The organism is Arthrobacter sp. DMZ02-1R (assembly GCF_057747935.1).
The window spans coordinates 1,729,506-1,742,615 of record NZ_CM173230.1; the positions used below are offsets into that span (position 1 = coordinate 1,729,506).

Below are 13,110 nucleotides of genomic sequence, written 5' to 3' on the forward strand. Positions count from 1 at the left end.
GCAGCACAGTGCCGCCGCACACATTCCCGGCATGAAGAAGACCCGCAAATCCGTCCACCTCGAGCTGCTGTGCATCGTGTGCAGCGGCGGCAAACAGGACAGCAACGGGGCCTACACGGTATGCGCACTGTGCACCCTCGATGGGGCCGTCGTTCCGATTGCTGCGCCGGCTGCTGCATAACCGTAATTGCCGCACACAGTGGGGCATGAGCTCAGACCAGCCCCGCGTCCGTCCCGGCGTACCCGACTCGGGACAGTGGACGGCCTACGGCCACAACGACAACGTCCCGGGCCTGCACACCCCCGTGACGGCTCCCGGACCGGTGTTCGGGCTGACACCTGAATACTTCGATCCCTCGGACCAGGCGGTCTACGATCGGCACGAGCAACTTCTCATCGCCTCCGGTATCGAGGCCACCATTGAGGACAACCCCGTGCTGCTCGGAGGACGCACCGAATTTGTCGCCACCACCTCGGGGCACCGTTTCATCCTGGGAGTCACCGACGCAGGGGTAAGCGTCCACCGCGACCCGGATCAGGTCCCGACGGACGCCCGCGACACGACCGGATTCATCCTGGAAATCGACGGCGAAGCTACCCGCCCGGACCACATCTCCGAGGCCATGGACTTTGCGATCCGCCGTGCCGCCTTCGACGACGCGCTCCACCACGCCGGGATCACATCCACGGACGCGGTCGAGTTCAGCAAATTCACCGTTCATGAAGCACGCGGTGGCAGACACACCGCAGAACTGACCATCGCCACCTCCAGCGGCACGTTCCGCCTCGAAACCCGCGACACCGAACCTGGCGCCGAATACGGCATCGCCGATTTCACGGCTGGCCGATTCCTGACCGGCAGGGCGGCCGAAGCCGTCCTGATGAGCGCAATCAAATCGTCCGGACAGAAAAACCTCGACGCCGAAGGATTCCTCCGGAAACTCACCGACGCGGCCACCGAAGCCTGGGCCTTGATGACGGCACAGCACGAGAAGGTTGAAAACTCATGACGATCCAGAACCGCGTGAAGCCCGGGGTCCCGTCCGGCGGACAGTATTCGGCCACCGACCACGCCGAGAGCGCTATCTCCTTGGACGCGCCCCGGATCCGGATTCCCTCTGCACGCTCGTTACACCGGTTGATCTTCGAGGATCGACCCTCCAACGGCGAACGCCGCAGCCTGGCCAGGACCGCTGTGGAGCAGGCCCTGGACGGTGACGCCTTCGACGTCGTCCGCAGTTCCGCGCTCAAGGACGCTGTCCGGGCCGAGGCTGAACGGGACGACTCCCTGGACCGTGCACTGGACCGGGTAGCCCGGAAAGACGTCAGACCCCACCAGCTCGGCGATGACCTGGCCACCGAGCTGAACGACATCAGGGAAAGGCGTGAGGCCATCGAGTCGCACTACGTCACGCACCGCCAGGATCTTTATGAGGCGGCCGCCGGGCATGTCGGTGATAGCCCGGCGGACTACGAGGCTGCTTTGAAGCGCATCTTCCCTCACGCGGGGCCGATCTGGTACGAACGCGCCTTGGCAGACCAGAAAAGCGAACCCGAACACATCCAAAAGATGGAACTCGCCCGCATGGCCGTCGTCGCCGAACGTGACCTGGTCCTTCGCGCCGTCCACCCCGAGGTTCCCGTCGAGGAGAATCCTGATTTCACCTCGCATCCGGTCTGCGCCCTTGAATCCTCCATCGACGGGCTCATCTCCCGCCGCGGAGATCCGACCTGCGACGAAAATGTCCGTTATCTCGCCAACAACACGGACGGCGGCGCCGGCTACGGCAACGCCTTCATCCGGCGAATCGCTGAAAAGCGCCTAGCCGCCTGGCGCCACACCCCGATCGACCGCACTGGAAAGGCATGACCATGACCCTCGCTACCAACACCCCGATTGACACGGCTCCAGATGAGCCTGCGACCAAGCCCGGCGCCATCATCGAAATGATCGCCGTCATCAACGCAGCCACCGTGCCCGGGACCATTGAACGGCTGGATGGCGAGACGGTCCTGGAGAACAAGTTCATCAGGAGACCTACATATCAGCCATGCAGGGGCGGCTTCGCTCGTCCCGCCGTGGAACGGGAAAATTCGCCCGGAAGCTTCCTTTGGGTTCCAGCCGTCTTGTTCCGGAGGTAGCGCGGGCTGATACTGCTGCTGTGTTCCGGAAACGACCCTGCTAACTCTGTGGTGCCGCGAGCCCGCATATCAGCCTGGTGGTGGAGAGCCCGTTTCCGCGGGGACCGTGGAATGTTGCCATCAGCACGGGCGTCAGAATTCTGCTTCTTTTGCTCTCCTTTCCGGTCCATGCTTCCTGCTCAACGACGGCAAAACGGATGGTGAAGCGATGGATGTTCTCTATCAACGATGTGCGGGACTGGATGTTTCCAAGCGGGACGCGAAGGCCTGCGTGCGCATCACGAGCGAGGGCGGCAGAACGACCCAGGAGATCACGACCTGGACGGCCATGACGAACGAGGTCAACCGGCTGGCCGAATACTTGCTGGACCAGGGCGTGGCCCTGATCGTGATGGAGGCGACCGGGGATTACTGGCGCCAGTTCTACTTCCTGCTCGAAGACAAAGGACTGAACGTTCAGCTGGTGCATGCCAGAGAGGCAAGGAACCTGCCCGGACGCAAAACCGATGTTTCGGACTCGGCCTGGCTGGCACAGCTTGGCGCGCACGGCCTCCTGCACGGCTGCCTGGTCCCACCGGAAAACATCCGCCAGCTTCGCGATTTGACGCGGACGCGCTCCGCCATCACCGACGAGAGGTCCAGGGAAGTCCAGCGGCTGGAGAAGATGCTGGAAGACTCCGGAATCAAGCTCTCCTCGATCGCAACAGACATCACCGGCGCCTCCGGCAGGGCAATGCTCCAGGCCCTGATTGAGGGCCAGAACGACCCGGCAGCGCTGGCCGATCTCGCGAAACGGAGCATGCGACGGAAGATCCCCGCGCTGACGGAGGCGCTGACGGGCCGCTTCAACGCCCACCACGCGTTCATGGCCCGGCTGTTCCTGAACCGGATCGATGCCCACAGCAAGGACATCGCCACCCTCGACGCGCGGATCGATGAGCTCATGCAGCCTTTTAGCGCTGCCCGGGAACTGCTGGCGACAATCCCGGGCATCAGCAGCCGAACCGCCGAGGTCATCATCGCCGAAACCGGGGCGGACATGTCCGTTTTCCCCACGGCCGGGCACCTGGCATCCTGGGCCGGCACCGCGCCGGGGGCCAACGAATCCGCCGGGCGGGTCAAATCGACCAAGACCAGGCCCGGGAACCGCTACCTGAAACGGGTCCTGGGCACGGCCGCAATGACGGTGGCCCGATCACAGACCACCTATCTCGGCGCGAAATACAGGCGCATCAAGTCCCGGCGCGGGCCAATGAAAGCACTCGTCGCCGTCGAGCATTCCATGCTCATCGCCATCTGGCACATGCTCAACACCGGCGAATGCTACGCCGATCCGGGCCCGGACTACTACACCCGGCGCCAGCCCCTACGCAGCAAGGAAAGAGCCATCCAACAACTCGAAAGTCTCGGCTACCAGGTCACCCTCGAACCGCTCCAGCACACCGCATAACCCGCACGCTGCCGCCCCCTGGGACCACAGCCGCGACCACACAATTTTCGCGTCAGAGGTCGGCCTGTATGTCGGCCATGTAGCCTCTGGCCTGGAGCCCCTTCCTCCTGGCCACAACAACTAACCCTGCCGTTGCCAAGCATCAGTTCCTGGCCGGACCCGGTTTTTCTGCCGTTCGATGACCTCCGGGATGTAATCTCCGGGGAAAAGCCCGAAGCTCCGGTTCGATGTCGAACCGCCTTTCTGATGCTCCAACTTAAGCGCACGCTTCTCCGCCTGCTCGGCAGGAGCCAGAGCCTCATCCCACTCGCGAAACCACTCATCAATTGCTTGGGACCGATCGCGCACCTTGTTTTGCCGCACCAGGACATCCACGTCAATGGGCTCTTCCGGCAGTTTCGGCGGGGCGGCGTTCCTGGCCGCGGGTGCGGGCTTGACGGGTTTTGGTGTCGATACGGGTTCCCGGCTCGGGCCGCGTTGCGGAGGCTTCGACTGTGGCCTCGCTCGTCTTTGTTCGGCGGCACCTTTGGCGATTGCGACGGGCACCGCGACAAATAGCGCAGCAAGAGCCCATTGGGCGATCTGGAGGACCAGGTACATGAGTTTGGCCAATGCGATCACTGAATACCAGACCAACTTGCCCATCAGCCAAAACAAAGGCCACAACAGGAAACCCACGAGTCTAAACATCATGACCTACCCTAATCCCGGAAGACCACTTGCCGGGAGCTCTTGAGAAAGCTACCTGGGCAAGCGAACAGCGAGGCGACCGGTTAGTGCCGCGCAAAAGCTGTTGAGTAGCCGTTCGGCGGCTGACCCCCGCGCGGGTTCGGAGTCCTCCCAATTCATAACCCATCACGCCAGTATGCCTGTGCCGCCAAAATCGCGCTCAGCGTGTCCGAAAATGCTCGCGCGCCCGGGACGAATTGGCTTCCGGACGGCTGCAGCCGGGTGAGTTCTGAAATGATCTGCGGAGCATAACCCTCGAGCCGGCGCCTGGCCGCAGACGGAGCGCTTGAGGACCTTGCGGAGAGCAAGAGGCGCTTACCAATGGAAGCCCATAACCGGTGCGAATAATGGCGGTAAGGAGTTGCCGGACCATCGAGTTAAGGCCTACGGTAACCTGCACCTCTGAGTACCGGTATCCGATTTGTAGTGATAGTTTCGAGTGTTCGTGCCCAAACCGCTCCCAGTGGCCAAAACGGGGAGCTTAAAGACCGCGAACCGAAGTCTCCCCCGATTCGAAGGACGCAAATGACAGCCGCAGTAGGGCACATAGGTAGTTAGGCCCAGCAAAGGAGACCGTCGCTTCATGGGCTTTCGTATGCCGACCGGGCCCGCAGAACATGTTGCCCTGATAGCGGCGGCCAGGGGACTGACCGTGCAGGACTATGTAGTAGCTGCCGTGACGGCCCAGTTGAACCAAGACCTCCGACGGCCCGAAATCGAGGATCTCACTGGGCATCAACAGCTGACACCGAAAAACGAACGCCGTCTGATCAGCTTTAGACTAGCGACCGAGAAAGCGGAAATCGTCCGCGAACTCGCCACCAAAGAGGGCTACGAGAATCTCAGCGACTGGGTGGCGATGGTGGTCAGTGAATACATCGATGCGAAGAGGCCGGCCGGACATTCTACTGATCGCCTCTCCGAAAGAAGCGCCTGACAGTTGCCGTTTGTGACAGAATCCAGAAACCCTATGAAGGAGAATCATGGCGGCGCAGGTTTACAAGCTCGGTTTCGGGGCCGGCAGGATCAGGGACAACGGAGACGGCACCGCCTCCTACTTCGGGTCCCTCGACCCCAATCCGTCCTTCCAAGTACGAATCTCCGACGTCACCGGTTTCGCACTGAGCAGTGGATGGATGTTCCGGATCCTGGGCAACGGAGCCGGACTGGCCTCCGCCTCCGTCACGCGCTTCGCACCGCCCCGGATCGAAGCATGGTTCCGGGGACACCCGGACTTCGGCCGAAACACGTCCCCTGCACCCAGCCCCGCATTCCAGCAGCTGGACGGCCGGCTCATTGCTGACGAGCTGATCAAACTTGCCGGGCTTCGCGACGCCGGCATCCTGAGCGGTGACTGGTTCGCCGCCCAGAAAGCCCGACTCCTGGGCTGAGCTCAAGAACCCACGAACACGACCAGGGCCCCGGGAACTTCCGGGGCCTTGTTGCGTGCCCGGTGGGGAGCACTAAGCAGGGGCAAACGGCGGGACTCGCGGCGGTTGTCTTCCGCCCCTGTGTGCTTTTGCGGTACGAGTTGCGTGGCACCTAGACGAGGTGGTTCCAAGGGGAGGAGCAACCACGATGTCCAATGTTTATGTCGAGTCGCTGCCAAAGGGCAGTTCGGCTCCGGTTACTGGCTGCGCCCTAGAGCACGAACACAACGCAAACGTTACTGGTAAGACATAACAAACCCAGCAACAAGCCATCGACGACGCTGAGCGACTGGGTCATCGGCCACTCATCGCGCGCGTTCGGAACACGGGCAAGAGGATTCCAGATCACTGGCGTAGCTGATGAATAGCTCGCGTCCGATGGCGCGAGCTATTCGGGGTGCTTCCGCCTCTCCAGTCCCCGTTTTGACGCCCTTGGCCGCCGAACGTCATCGGCGAGCGGTTCTGGCGGGACGAGGAGCCAGTTTCCTAGGCCGAGCTTCCGGAGACCGAGCCCTTGGTCCCTAGTGGCTCCGGTACCGCTACTTCCACTCGACCTGTATCAGGTCGTTGTGGAAGATGCGTTGTCGCGTTTTCGGAACGGGAAGAATCGTGACAACCATCAAAATGTCGATGGCTTTTCGTTTTTGAGCCCAGGTCAAGGATTCCCAGGCATCTCGAATATTGTCCGCACTGAGCAGATCGTTCACGACTGGCGTAGAGACTGGTCCTGACATCTGGCGCTCGACCCGTGCGAGCTTGTCCTTGAGCGACAACGTACGCGAACGAAACTTCTCGCCGCTGATAATGCCGTCTTCGTACAGTGCGAAGGCTTCTTCCAAGAGATCCCGAAGATCTGCCGCCTGGATCGCGAGCGGCTTCTCTGCGCTGGCGGGGGCAGGGGCATGAGTGCTGAGCAGTTTGCGGGCATCCGTTCGAGACAAACGAGCGATTACGATCTCAGAAACCAAGGCGTCGCTTTTCACTGCGTTCCGGGCGAGGTGGAGCCCGGAGTGGCATCTGTATACCGACCACCGCTTTGATTGACTGCCGCCTGAAACGGCCGATCGGACAGTTGCGTTGCGGCCATTCGCAGAGCACACTCCGCACAGTGCAAGGCCGGAAAGTAGCCATTTGCCGCGCGTGTCGAAGCTGCGCCGTCGTGTCGGATCGGACAGGATCGCACCGGCGCGTCTGAAAGTCGCCTCGTCGATAATCGGCTCCCACTTCGCGAGGCCAACGACAGTGCCCTTGTAGGTCGACATTCCGTAATTCCGGTCGCGGAGGAGGAGTTGCTTCAGGGACTGGACTCCCCAGTCTCGGCCTGTTGTTGTTTTTACGCCTTTCGCGTTCCATTCACGGCAAATGCTCCCCAGAGAAGTGCCACTAATCACTGCGTCGTAAGCAGACCGCACGAGTGCAGCTTCTCCGGAGTGGAGGCGCATGGCTCCTTGTTCGTAGCCAAATGGGCGTGCGCCCCCGCGCCAGGTGCCCAGCTCGGCATTTTGCTTGTGGGAGCGGGTGATTCGTTCCGCTTTGTGCTCGGATTCATAGCGGGACATAGTCCCAACCGTGCGTGCGATCATGCGACCGGTTGGAGTTGCTAGATCGACGCGGCCCCCCGTCACGAAGTGCGTCTCGATACCACGGGGTTCCACGACGTCGATGTACGCCTCGAGTTCCCTGGGCGAACGATGAAGCCTGTCACCGTGCCACGCAATGACTACTTCGACAGCACCAGAAGCTACGGCTTGGAGGAGGTCTTCGTAAGCCGGGCGCTTCTTTCCGCTGTAGGCACTTACGTCGTTGTCGATAAAGGTCTCCACCTTACGAAACCCAAGGCTCTTCGCGAGCTTTCGGCAATCTTCCTCCTGCCTGCGGACGCCGAGGCCTTCCCCGGCTTTGTCATCAGAGATCCGAACATAGACCGCGGCGGTCATGCGGCACACTCCGTCTGAGCACGTGCAGTAATCAGGGCTGCGAGAGCTTCGGCCTGCGTACTGCGCAGCCTGGGTGCCTTATTGGCAATGCTTATCGCCAGCGTGCGAACGGCGGGATCGTATTGGTTAGGGGCTGTAGTTATTGGGTCCACACATGCTTCTATGCGTCGAGTTGGCCGACGGCCCACACTTGTCGCGCGCAGCTCATTCTGGGGCTTCCGGGCATGTGTACCGTTCACGCCAACTCTGCCCACGATGCCGTGACCAAGATTTGCACGCTGCCGCTGCTGGCCGGTGACAACATTTCGAGTGCGTTCGTTGTTCCAACAGTGGCGTCCTGCATCGACCTCGTGGTCCATTGCAGCCGCCATGCGGACGGACGCCGGCAAGTCACCGAAGTCCTTTCGCTGGGCCGACGCGTGGAAAACGGCATCATTGAGTCGTCCATGGTATTCGCGATGCAGGATGGCCGCCTTCAACCCAAAACGCATTCCATGCCCGCTGCGGAGAAATTCGCCCGGGCAGGCTTCGATGTTGCGACGCTGCTGGAGCACTACTGATGGCGCCGTTGTTGGGTGTTCTATGTGGGCTGGGCGTATTTCTCATCTGGTGGTCCGCCTGGGAGCAACAGCCTGCTGTCAACGAATCTAAACCGAAACGCCTCGAGACCTTGCTGCTCACCGCCGGGATCGAAAAAGTGAGCGTCCGGGGATTCATTGCGTCCTGTGTGGGATTGGGCCTTTTCGCCGTGTTGGTGATCTTCATCATGACAGCCTCCCTTTCGATCGCGGCCTGCTTCGGCCTGTTCGGAGCCTGGCTTCCATTGGCCATTGTCAGCTGGCGGGCGCGCAAACGGACAGCGATGCTCCGGGAGCTATGGCCAGACGTGGTTGACCATCTGCGCTCGGCAATCCGAGCGGGACTTTCGCTGCCCGAGGCCCTCGTCCAGCTCGCTGACAAAGGTCCCGAGGACCTGCGGGAACTCTTCCGAGAATTCGGCGCGGATTACCGTTCCGGTGGCCATTTCGATTCAGCACTGAGCAAGCTGAAAGAGCGCCTGGCCGATCCCGTTGCCGACCGGATCATCGAGGCGCTCAGACTGACCCGGGAAGTGGGCGGCTCCGATCTCGGCCGACTTCTGGGAACTCTCGCCGAATTCCTTCGCGAGAGCGCGCGGACTAGAAGTGAGCTTGAGGCACGACAATCATGGACTATCAACGGAGCGCGACTGGCGGTTGCCGCTCCTTGGATCGTCCTTATGCTGCTGGCTAGTAGGCCGGAAGCTGTTGATGCGTACAATTCCGCGGCGGGAGCCAGCGTGCTGGGAGGCGGACTCTTGGTCTCGGGGCTCTGCTACTGGGGCATGCTCCGCATAGGCGCCCTTCCCGAGGACGAAAGAGTGCTTCGATGACTGCGCTGACTGCCATGACCGTGTTCTGCGGTCTTCTCCTGGGAGCCGGGCTGTGGCTCATCTTCGTTCGCATGCCATTTATGCGCTCTACTCCTTTCTCGGAACGCATTGAGCCGCAACTAAGGTCCCAAAACCTTGAGTCCCGATTGCTCGCATCCTCCACTGACATTGCGCCGTTCGGCCCTTTGGAACGCATTCTGCGGCCTGTTTTCCGGGACGCGTTGCACCACCTGACGCGGTTCAACTTCGGTACCGCCGCACTCAACAAGAGGCTGGCGAAGGCCGGTTCGGGAAAATCTGCGTTGGACTTTCGCGCAGAGCAGCTGTTGTGGGCAGCGGCGGGCTTTGCCATGGCGGTTGTCGCCGCGATCATGGGGGTAACGGCGGGCCGGTTCAGCCCGCTGCTTGCGGTCGTCTCAGTCGTGGTTTGTGCGCTTGGTGGGTTCCTTTTCCGCGACTACTTGCTGGGGGTGCAGATCAAGCGACGGGAGAGCCGGATGCTGGCGGAATTCCCCAGCCTTGCCGAACTGATGGCACTTGCGGTCGGCGCGGGGGAGAGCGCTAGCGGCGCCCTCGACCGCGTGTGTCGTACGGCAAGCGGCGAATTGGCGAAGGAGTTTGCCTTGGTATTGGCCGCAACGCGCGCCGGCACGCCTCTGATCGAAGCGCTGCACGAGTTTTCGGGACGAACCGACCTCGGCCCGCTTGTCCGGTTCGTGGATGGAATGGTAGTTGCCGTCGAGCGCGGTACCCCCTTGGCCGATGTATTGCGGGCCCAGGCTGCAGACGTCCGTGATTCAGCCAAACGCGAGCTGATGGAAGCGGCAGGCCGGAAGGAGATCGCCATGATGGTCCCGCTTGTTTTCGGCGTCCTGCCCCTCACCGTGGTCTTCGCCGTGTACCCGGGCCTAGCCGCGCTGAATCTTGGCTTCTAATGCGCGATCCACGACGACCTTTTCGTATCCATCACATGGACTTCGCTGAATGTCCACAACAAAAACCGCACGGAAATTCGCAACGGATTCCTGCACATGGAAATGGGGAATAATGAAGAAACTCGGACGCAGCGGCTTTCCCGCATCAGGCCTTCTGCTTTGGCAATTGTGGACTCTCCTGCTATCCGGATCAGGACTCAAGACGGACGCGGGAAAGTACTTGGCCTCCGGAGACAATCATCCCGAGCGAGGCGATGTGCCCGGTTGGGTGATGATCACATTGATGTCTGCGGCACTCGTTGCGGGTTTGCTCGCACTCGCCGGTCCGGCTCTTGAAGGGCTCTTCAACCAAGCCATAAGCAAGGTGGGAAAGTAGCCCATGCCGTTCCGCAGCAGGGGAGCGGAGCATGGCAGCCGAGCCGGTGTTTGTCGCCGGGACGAGCAGGGATCCGCCGTCGTGGATTTTGTTTTGGTCGGTGGGCTCGTGACAGTGTTCTTCCTTGCCATCGTCCAGCTGACCCTCGTGATGCATGTGCGAAATACCCTCATCGATGCGGCCTCGTCCGGAGCCCGCTACGGCACCCTCGCGGACAGGACGCCGGCAGATGCGCGTGAGCGTACCGCCGACCTGATCGGCACTGCCCTGAATGCCGAGTTTGCCCGGGACATCTCGACGTCGGAGGCTAGCGTCCAAGGAATCCGCACCTTGGAAGTGACGGTCCGGGCGCCCTTGCCCGTCATAGGGTTGCTCGGACCGGGCCCTGCTCTGGAGGTGAGGGGTCATGCCGCGATTTCCGACTGATCTTGCCCGCGCTGGTCTTGCCCGGTTCCGCGAGGCGCTCTGCCTTCCACTCCAGGAGGGGCCAGACAACAACGGGACGCGGCGTGCCCCCGGACAGCGTGCTCCTGAGCGGGGAAGCGCTGTGGTGGAGTTCACTCTTTTGTCCCTCCTGCTCATGGTTCCTGTGGTCTATTTCATCGTCACCATCGGGCAGGTCCAGGGTGGTTCTTTCGCCGTCGTCGGTGCAGCGGACCAGGCCGCAAAAGTTTACGTGACGCGGAAAGACGCCTCCCAAGGCCGTGTCGCAGCTGAACAGGCTGCCTCATTGACTCTCGCCGACTATGGGCATTCCTCCCGACGGGCGACTGTAGACATCGCGTGCGACCGCGATGACTGTCTCTCTGCCGGGACCGCTGTCACTGTTACGGTCAAGCTCACGGTACCGCTGCCGATGGTGCCCTTCGGCGAGGCTCTAAGCCTGGATGCCGCGCATCTGAATGCGTCTGCCACGCAAATCGTCGGACGGTTCAGGTGACGGACGTTGCCCCGCCCGCAGACGCGCAGAGGTCCCGCGCAAAGGGCAGGGAGAATGGCCAAATGATGGTCTTGACCATCGGCTACGTGGTGGTCGCATTGTTGCTGGCAACGGTCGTTGCCGCGGCTTCCGCAGTGTACATAGAACACAAGAAGCTTCTCTCCGTGGCCGACGGAGCGTCGGTAGCTGCTGCGGACAGCTATTCGCTGGGCCAAGTAGGGGGTGCTGAAAAGCCCTCGGCCGTCCTCAGCAGCGAGAGGGTTCGCAGTGTTACCGAGTCATACTTGAGCCAAAACAGTGCGTATTCAAGGTTCGATCAACTTGCCGTCGGACTGGACACGGGAAGTCCGGACAGCGCCACGGCTGAGGTGGTGCTCAGGGCGGTTGCCCATCCGCCCGTAGTGAGTTTCCTGCTGGCCGAAGGCGTTCCGATCGAAGCCCGATCCACCGCGCGTTCCCGACTGACCCGCTAAGACAAGCCTTCATATCTCTATTGCCCCGCGCCACGCCGGGCAAAGGATGGCGTACTCTGGTACAACCATGGCTGAGATTGACTTTCCCGCAGAAATCCGCGCACTTCGCTCCACCTACCGCTCCATCGAACAGGTTTCCGACGTCGAGAAGCTCAAGGAAGAGATCGCGGAACTGAGCGAGCAAGCTGGTGAGCCGAACCTCTGGGACGATCCTTCCTCCGCGCAGGTGATTACGTCCAAGTTGTCACACCGGCAGTCAGAACTTGAGCGGTTGAACAGGCTGGCGGGACGCATCGACGATCTCGAAGTCCTTGTCGAGCTCGGCCAGGACGAAGACGACGACGCCTCCATGGTCGAAGCCGCTGTGGAACTCGATTCAATCCGTAAGGCCCTCAAGGAACTTGAGGTGGTCACCTTGCTCTCGGGAGAGTACGACGAACGCGAAGCCGTGGTCACTATCCGTGCGGGTGCAGGCGGTGTTGATGCTGCAGATTTCGCCGAGATGCTGATGCGCATGTACCTACGCTGGGCAGAGCGCCATGGCTACCCGACTACCGTGATGGACACTTCGTACGCTGAAGAAGCGGGCCTCAAGTCAGCTACCTTCGAGGTCAAGGCGCCGTACGCGTTCGGAACGCTCAGTGTCGAAGCCGGAACGCACCGACTTGTCCGCATCAGCCCCTTCGACAACCAAGGCCGGCGACAAACTTCCTTTGCCGCCGTCGAGGTTATTCCGCTCATTGAGCAGACCGACTCGATTGACATTCCGGACAATGAGATCCGCGTCGATGTCTTCCGTTCTTCCGGTCCTGGCGGACAGTCGGTCAACACTACGGACTCCGCTGTGCGTTTGACCCACATTCCGAGCGGAATTGTGGTCTCCATGCAAAACGAGAAGTCCCAGCTGCAGAACCGCGCAGCTGCCATGCGCGTGCTCCAATCGCGCCTCCTCCTGCTGAAAAAGGAACAGGAAGACGCTGAGAAGAAGGCATTCGCCGGGGATGTGAAGGCGTCGTGGGGCGACCAGATGCGTTCCTACGTGCTCAATCCGTATCAGATGGTCAAGGACTTGCGCACTGAACATGAAGTGGGCAACACGTCAGCGGTGCTCGACGGCGACATCGACGACTTCATCGACGCCGGCATCCGCTGGCGCACCGGCAACCGCAACGCCGCAGAGTAGCCACTGACCGTCCGATTGGGCGACACACCGCACCAACCCCGCAATTCCCCTGCGGAGCGTGCGTATAGTCGAAGAGCCGGCGCTCAACTTCCCCCATCGAAAGC

At 61.5% G+C, this 13,110-nt stretch carries 16 protein-coding genes and 1 pseudogene; 15 read left to right on the forward strand and 2 right to left on the reverse strand.

Going from position 1 to position 13,110, the window contains the following annotated elements:
* The first annotated feature begins 31 nt into the window (after positions 1-31).
* From AC3ANQ_RS08470 to AC3ANQ_RS08490, 5 genes are all read left to right on the forward strand, one after another.
* A complete protein-coding gene (locus AC3ANQ_RS08470) occupies positions 32-181 on the forward strand; it encodes a hypothetical protein (protein ID WP_488304687.1) in 150 nt (49 codons plus the stop codon).
* A 25-nt stretch (positions 182-206) separates the two neighbouring features.
* Positions 207-1,010 (forward strand): hypothetical protein, encoded by an 804-nt coding sequence (locus AC3ANQ_RS08475; RefSeq protein WP_488304688.1) that lies wholly within the window; start codon positions 207-209, stop codon positions 1,008-1,010.
* Entirely contained in the window at positions 1,007-1,870 is an 864-nt protein-coding gene (locus AC3ANQ_RS08480) for a hypothetical protein (RefSeq protein WP_488304689.1), read from the forward strand. Before AC3ANQ_RS08475 ends, AC3ANQ_RS08480 begins: the two co-directional genes overlap by 4 nt.
* Positions 1,871-1,872: 2 nt before the next feature.
* Positions 1,873-2,142 (forward strand): hypothetical protein, encoded by a 270-nt coding sequence (locus tag AC3ANQ_RS08485; RefSeq protein WP_488304690.1) that lies wholly within the window; start codon positions 1,873-1,875, stop codon positions 2,140-2,142.
* Between the two features lie 208 nt (positions 2,143-2,350).
* Complete coding sequence (locus AC3ANQ_RS08490; protein WP_488301857.1) at positions 2,351-3,592, forward strand: IS110 family RNA-guided transposase; 1,242 nt, start codon at positions 2,351-2,353, stop codon at positions 3,590-3,592.
* Between the two features lie 120 nt (positions 3,593-3,712).
* Here the strand turns inward: AC3ANQ_RS08490 and AC3ANQ_RS08495 are convergent, their stop codons facing one another.
* Positions 3,713-4,285: a hypothetical protein gene (locus AC3ANQ_RS08495; protein ID WP_488304691.1), complete on the reverse strand. Its 573-nt coding sequence runs from the start codon at positions 4,283-4,285 to the stop codon at positions 3,713-3,715.
* A gap of 619 nt (positions 4,286-4,904) precedes the next feature.
* Between AC3ANQ_RS08495 and AC3ANQ_RS08500 the strand changes: the two genes are divergently transcribed.
* Together AC3ANQ_RS08500 and AC3ANQ_RS08505 are read left to right on the forward strand one after the other, a co-directional pair.
* Positions 4,905-5,258, forward strand: coding sequence for a hypothetical protein (locus tag AC3ANQ_RS08500; protein WP_488304692.1), 354 nt, complete (start codon positions 4,905-4,907; stop codon positions 5,256-5,258).
* A 46-nt stretch (positions 5,259-5,304) separates the two neighbouring features.
* Complete coding sequence (locus AC3ANQ_RS08505; RefSeq protein ID WP_488304693.1) at positions 5,305-5,712, forward strand: SHOCT domain-containing protein; 408 nt, start codon at positions 5,305-5,307, stop codon at positions 5,710-5,712.
* 578 nt (positions 5,713-6,290) lie between these two features.
* Here the strand turns inward: AC3ANQ_RS08505 and AC3ANQ_RS08510 are convergent.
* Positions 6,291-7,688 (reverse strand): recombinase family protein, encoded by a 1,398-nt coding sequence (locus AC3ANQ_RS08510; protein WP_488304694.1) that lies wholly within the window; start codon positions 7,686-7,688, stop codon positions 6,291-6,293.
* A 212-nt stretch (positions 7,689-7,900) separates the two neighbouring features.
* Here AC3ANQ_RS08510 and AC3ANQ_RS08515 point away from each other — a divergent pair.
* The 8 genes and pseudogenes from AC3ANQ_RS08515 to prfB all read left to right on the forward strand — a co-directional run.
* Positions 7,901-8,248, forward strand: a pseudogene (locus AC3ANQ_RS08515) (CpaF family protein); the annotation flags it as partial.
* Entirely contained in the window at positions 8,248-9,099 is an 852-nt protein-coding gene (locus tag AC3ANQ_RS08520) for a type II secretion system F family protein (RefSeq protein WP_488304695.1), read from the forward strand. The pseudogene AC3ANQ_RS08515 and the gene AC3ANQ_RS08520, both read left to right, overlap by 1 nt.
* The gene (locus tag AC3ANQ_RS08525) at positions 9,096-10,034 is read left to right on the forward strand and encodes a type II secretion system F family protein (protein WP_488304696.1); all 939 of its coding nucleotides are present in this window, start codon (positions 9,096-9,098) and stop codon (positions 10,032-10,034) included. The genes AC3ANQ_RS08520 and AC3ANQ_RS08525 overlap by 4 nt, the downstream gene beginning before the upstream one ends.
* A gap of 112 nt (positions 10,035-10,146) precedes the next feature.
* Positions 10,147-10,410 carry a hypothetical protein gene (locus tag AC3ANQ_RS08530; RefSeq protein WP_488304697.1) on the forward strand — a complete coding sequence of 88 codons (264 nt, stop codon included), beginning with the start codon at positions 10,147-10,149 and terminating at the stop codon, positions 10,408-10,410.
* A gap of 3 nt (positions 10,411-10,413) precedes the next feature.
* The gene (locus tag AC3ANQ_RS08535; RefSeq protein WP_488304698.1) at positions 10,414-10,836 is read left to right on the forward strand and encodes a TadE family protein; all 423 of its coding nucleotides are present in this window, start codon (positions 10,414-10,416) and stop codon (positions 10,834-10,836) included.
* Positions 10,817-11,350 carry a hypothetical protein gene (locus AC3ANQ_RS08540; protein ID WP_488304699.1) on the forward strand — a complete coding sequence of 178 codons (534 nt, stop codon included), beginning with the start codon at positions 10,817-10,819 and terminating at the stop codon, positions 11,348-11,350. The genes AC3ANQ_RS08535 and AC3ANQ_RS08540 overlap by 20 nt, the downstream gene beginning before the upstream one ends.
* A gap of 62 nt (positions 11,351-11,412) precedes the next feature.
* Positions 11,413-11,823 carry a pilus assembly protein TadG-related protein gene (locus AC3ANQ_RS08545; RefSeq protein ID WP_488304700.1) on the forward strand — a complete coding sequence of 137 codons (411 nt, stop codon included), beginning with the start codon at positions 11,413-11,415 and terminating at the stop codon, positions 11,821-11,823.
* 67 nt (positions 11,824-11,890) lie between these two features.
* Positions 11,891-13,006, forward strand: coding sequence for a peptide chain release factor 2 (gene prfB / locus AC3ANQ_RS08550; protein ID WP_488304701.1), 1,116 nt, complete (start codon positions 11,891-11,893; stop codon positions 13,004-13,006).
* Positions 13,007-13,110 lie beyond the last annotated feature (104 nt).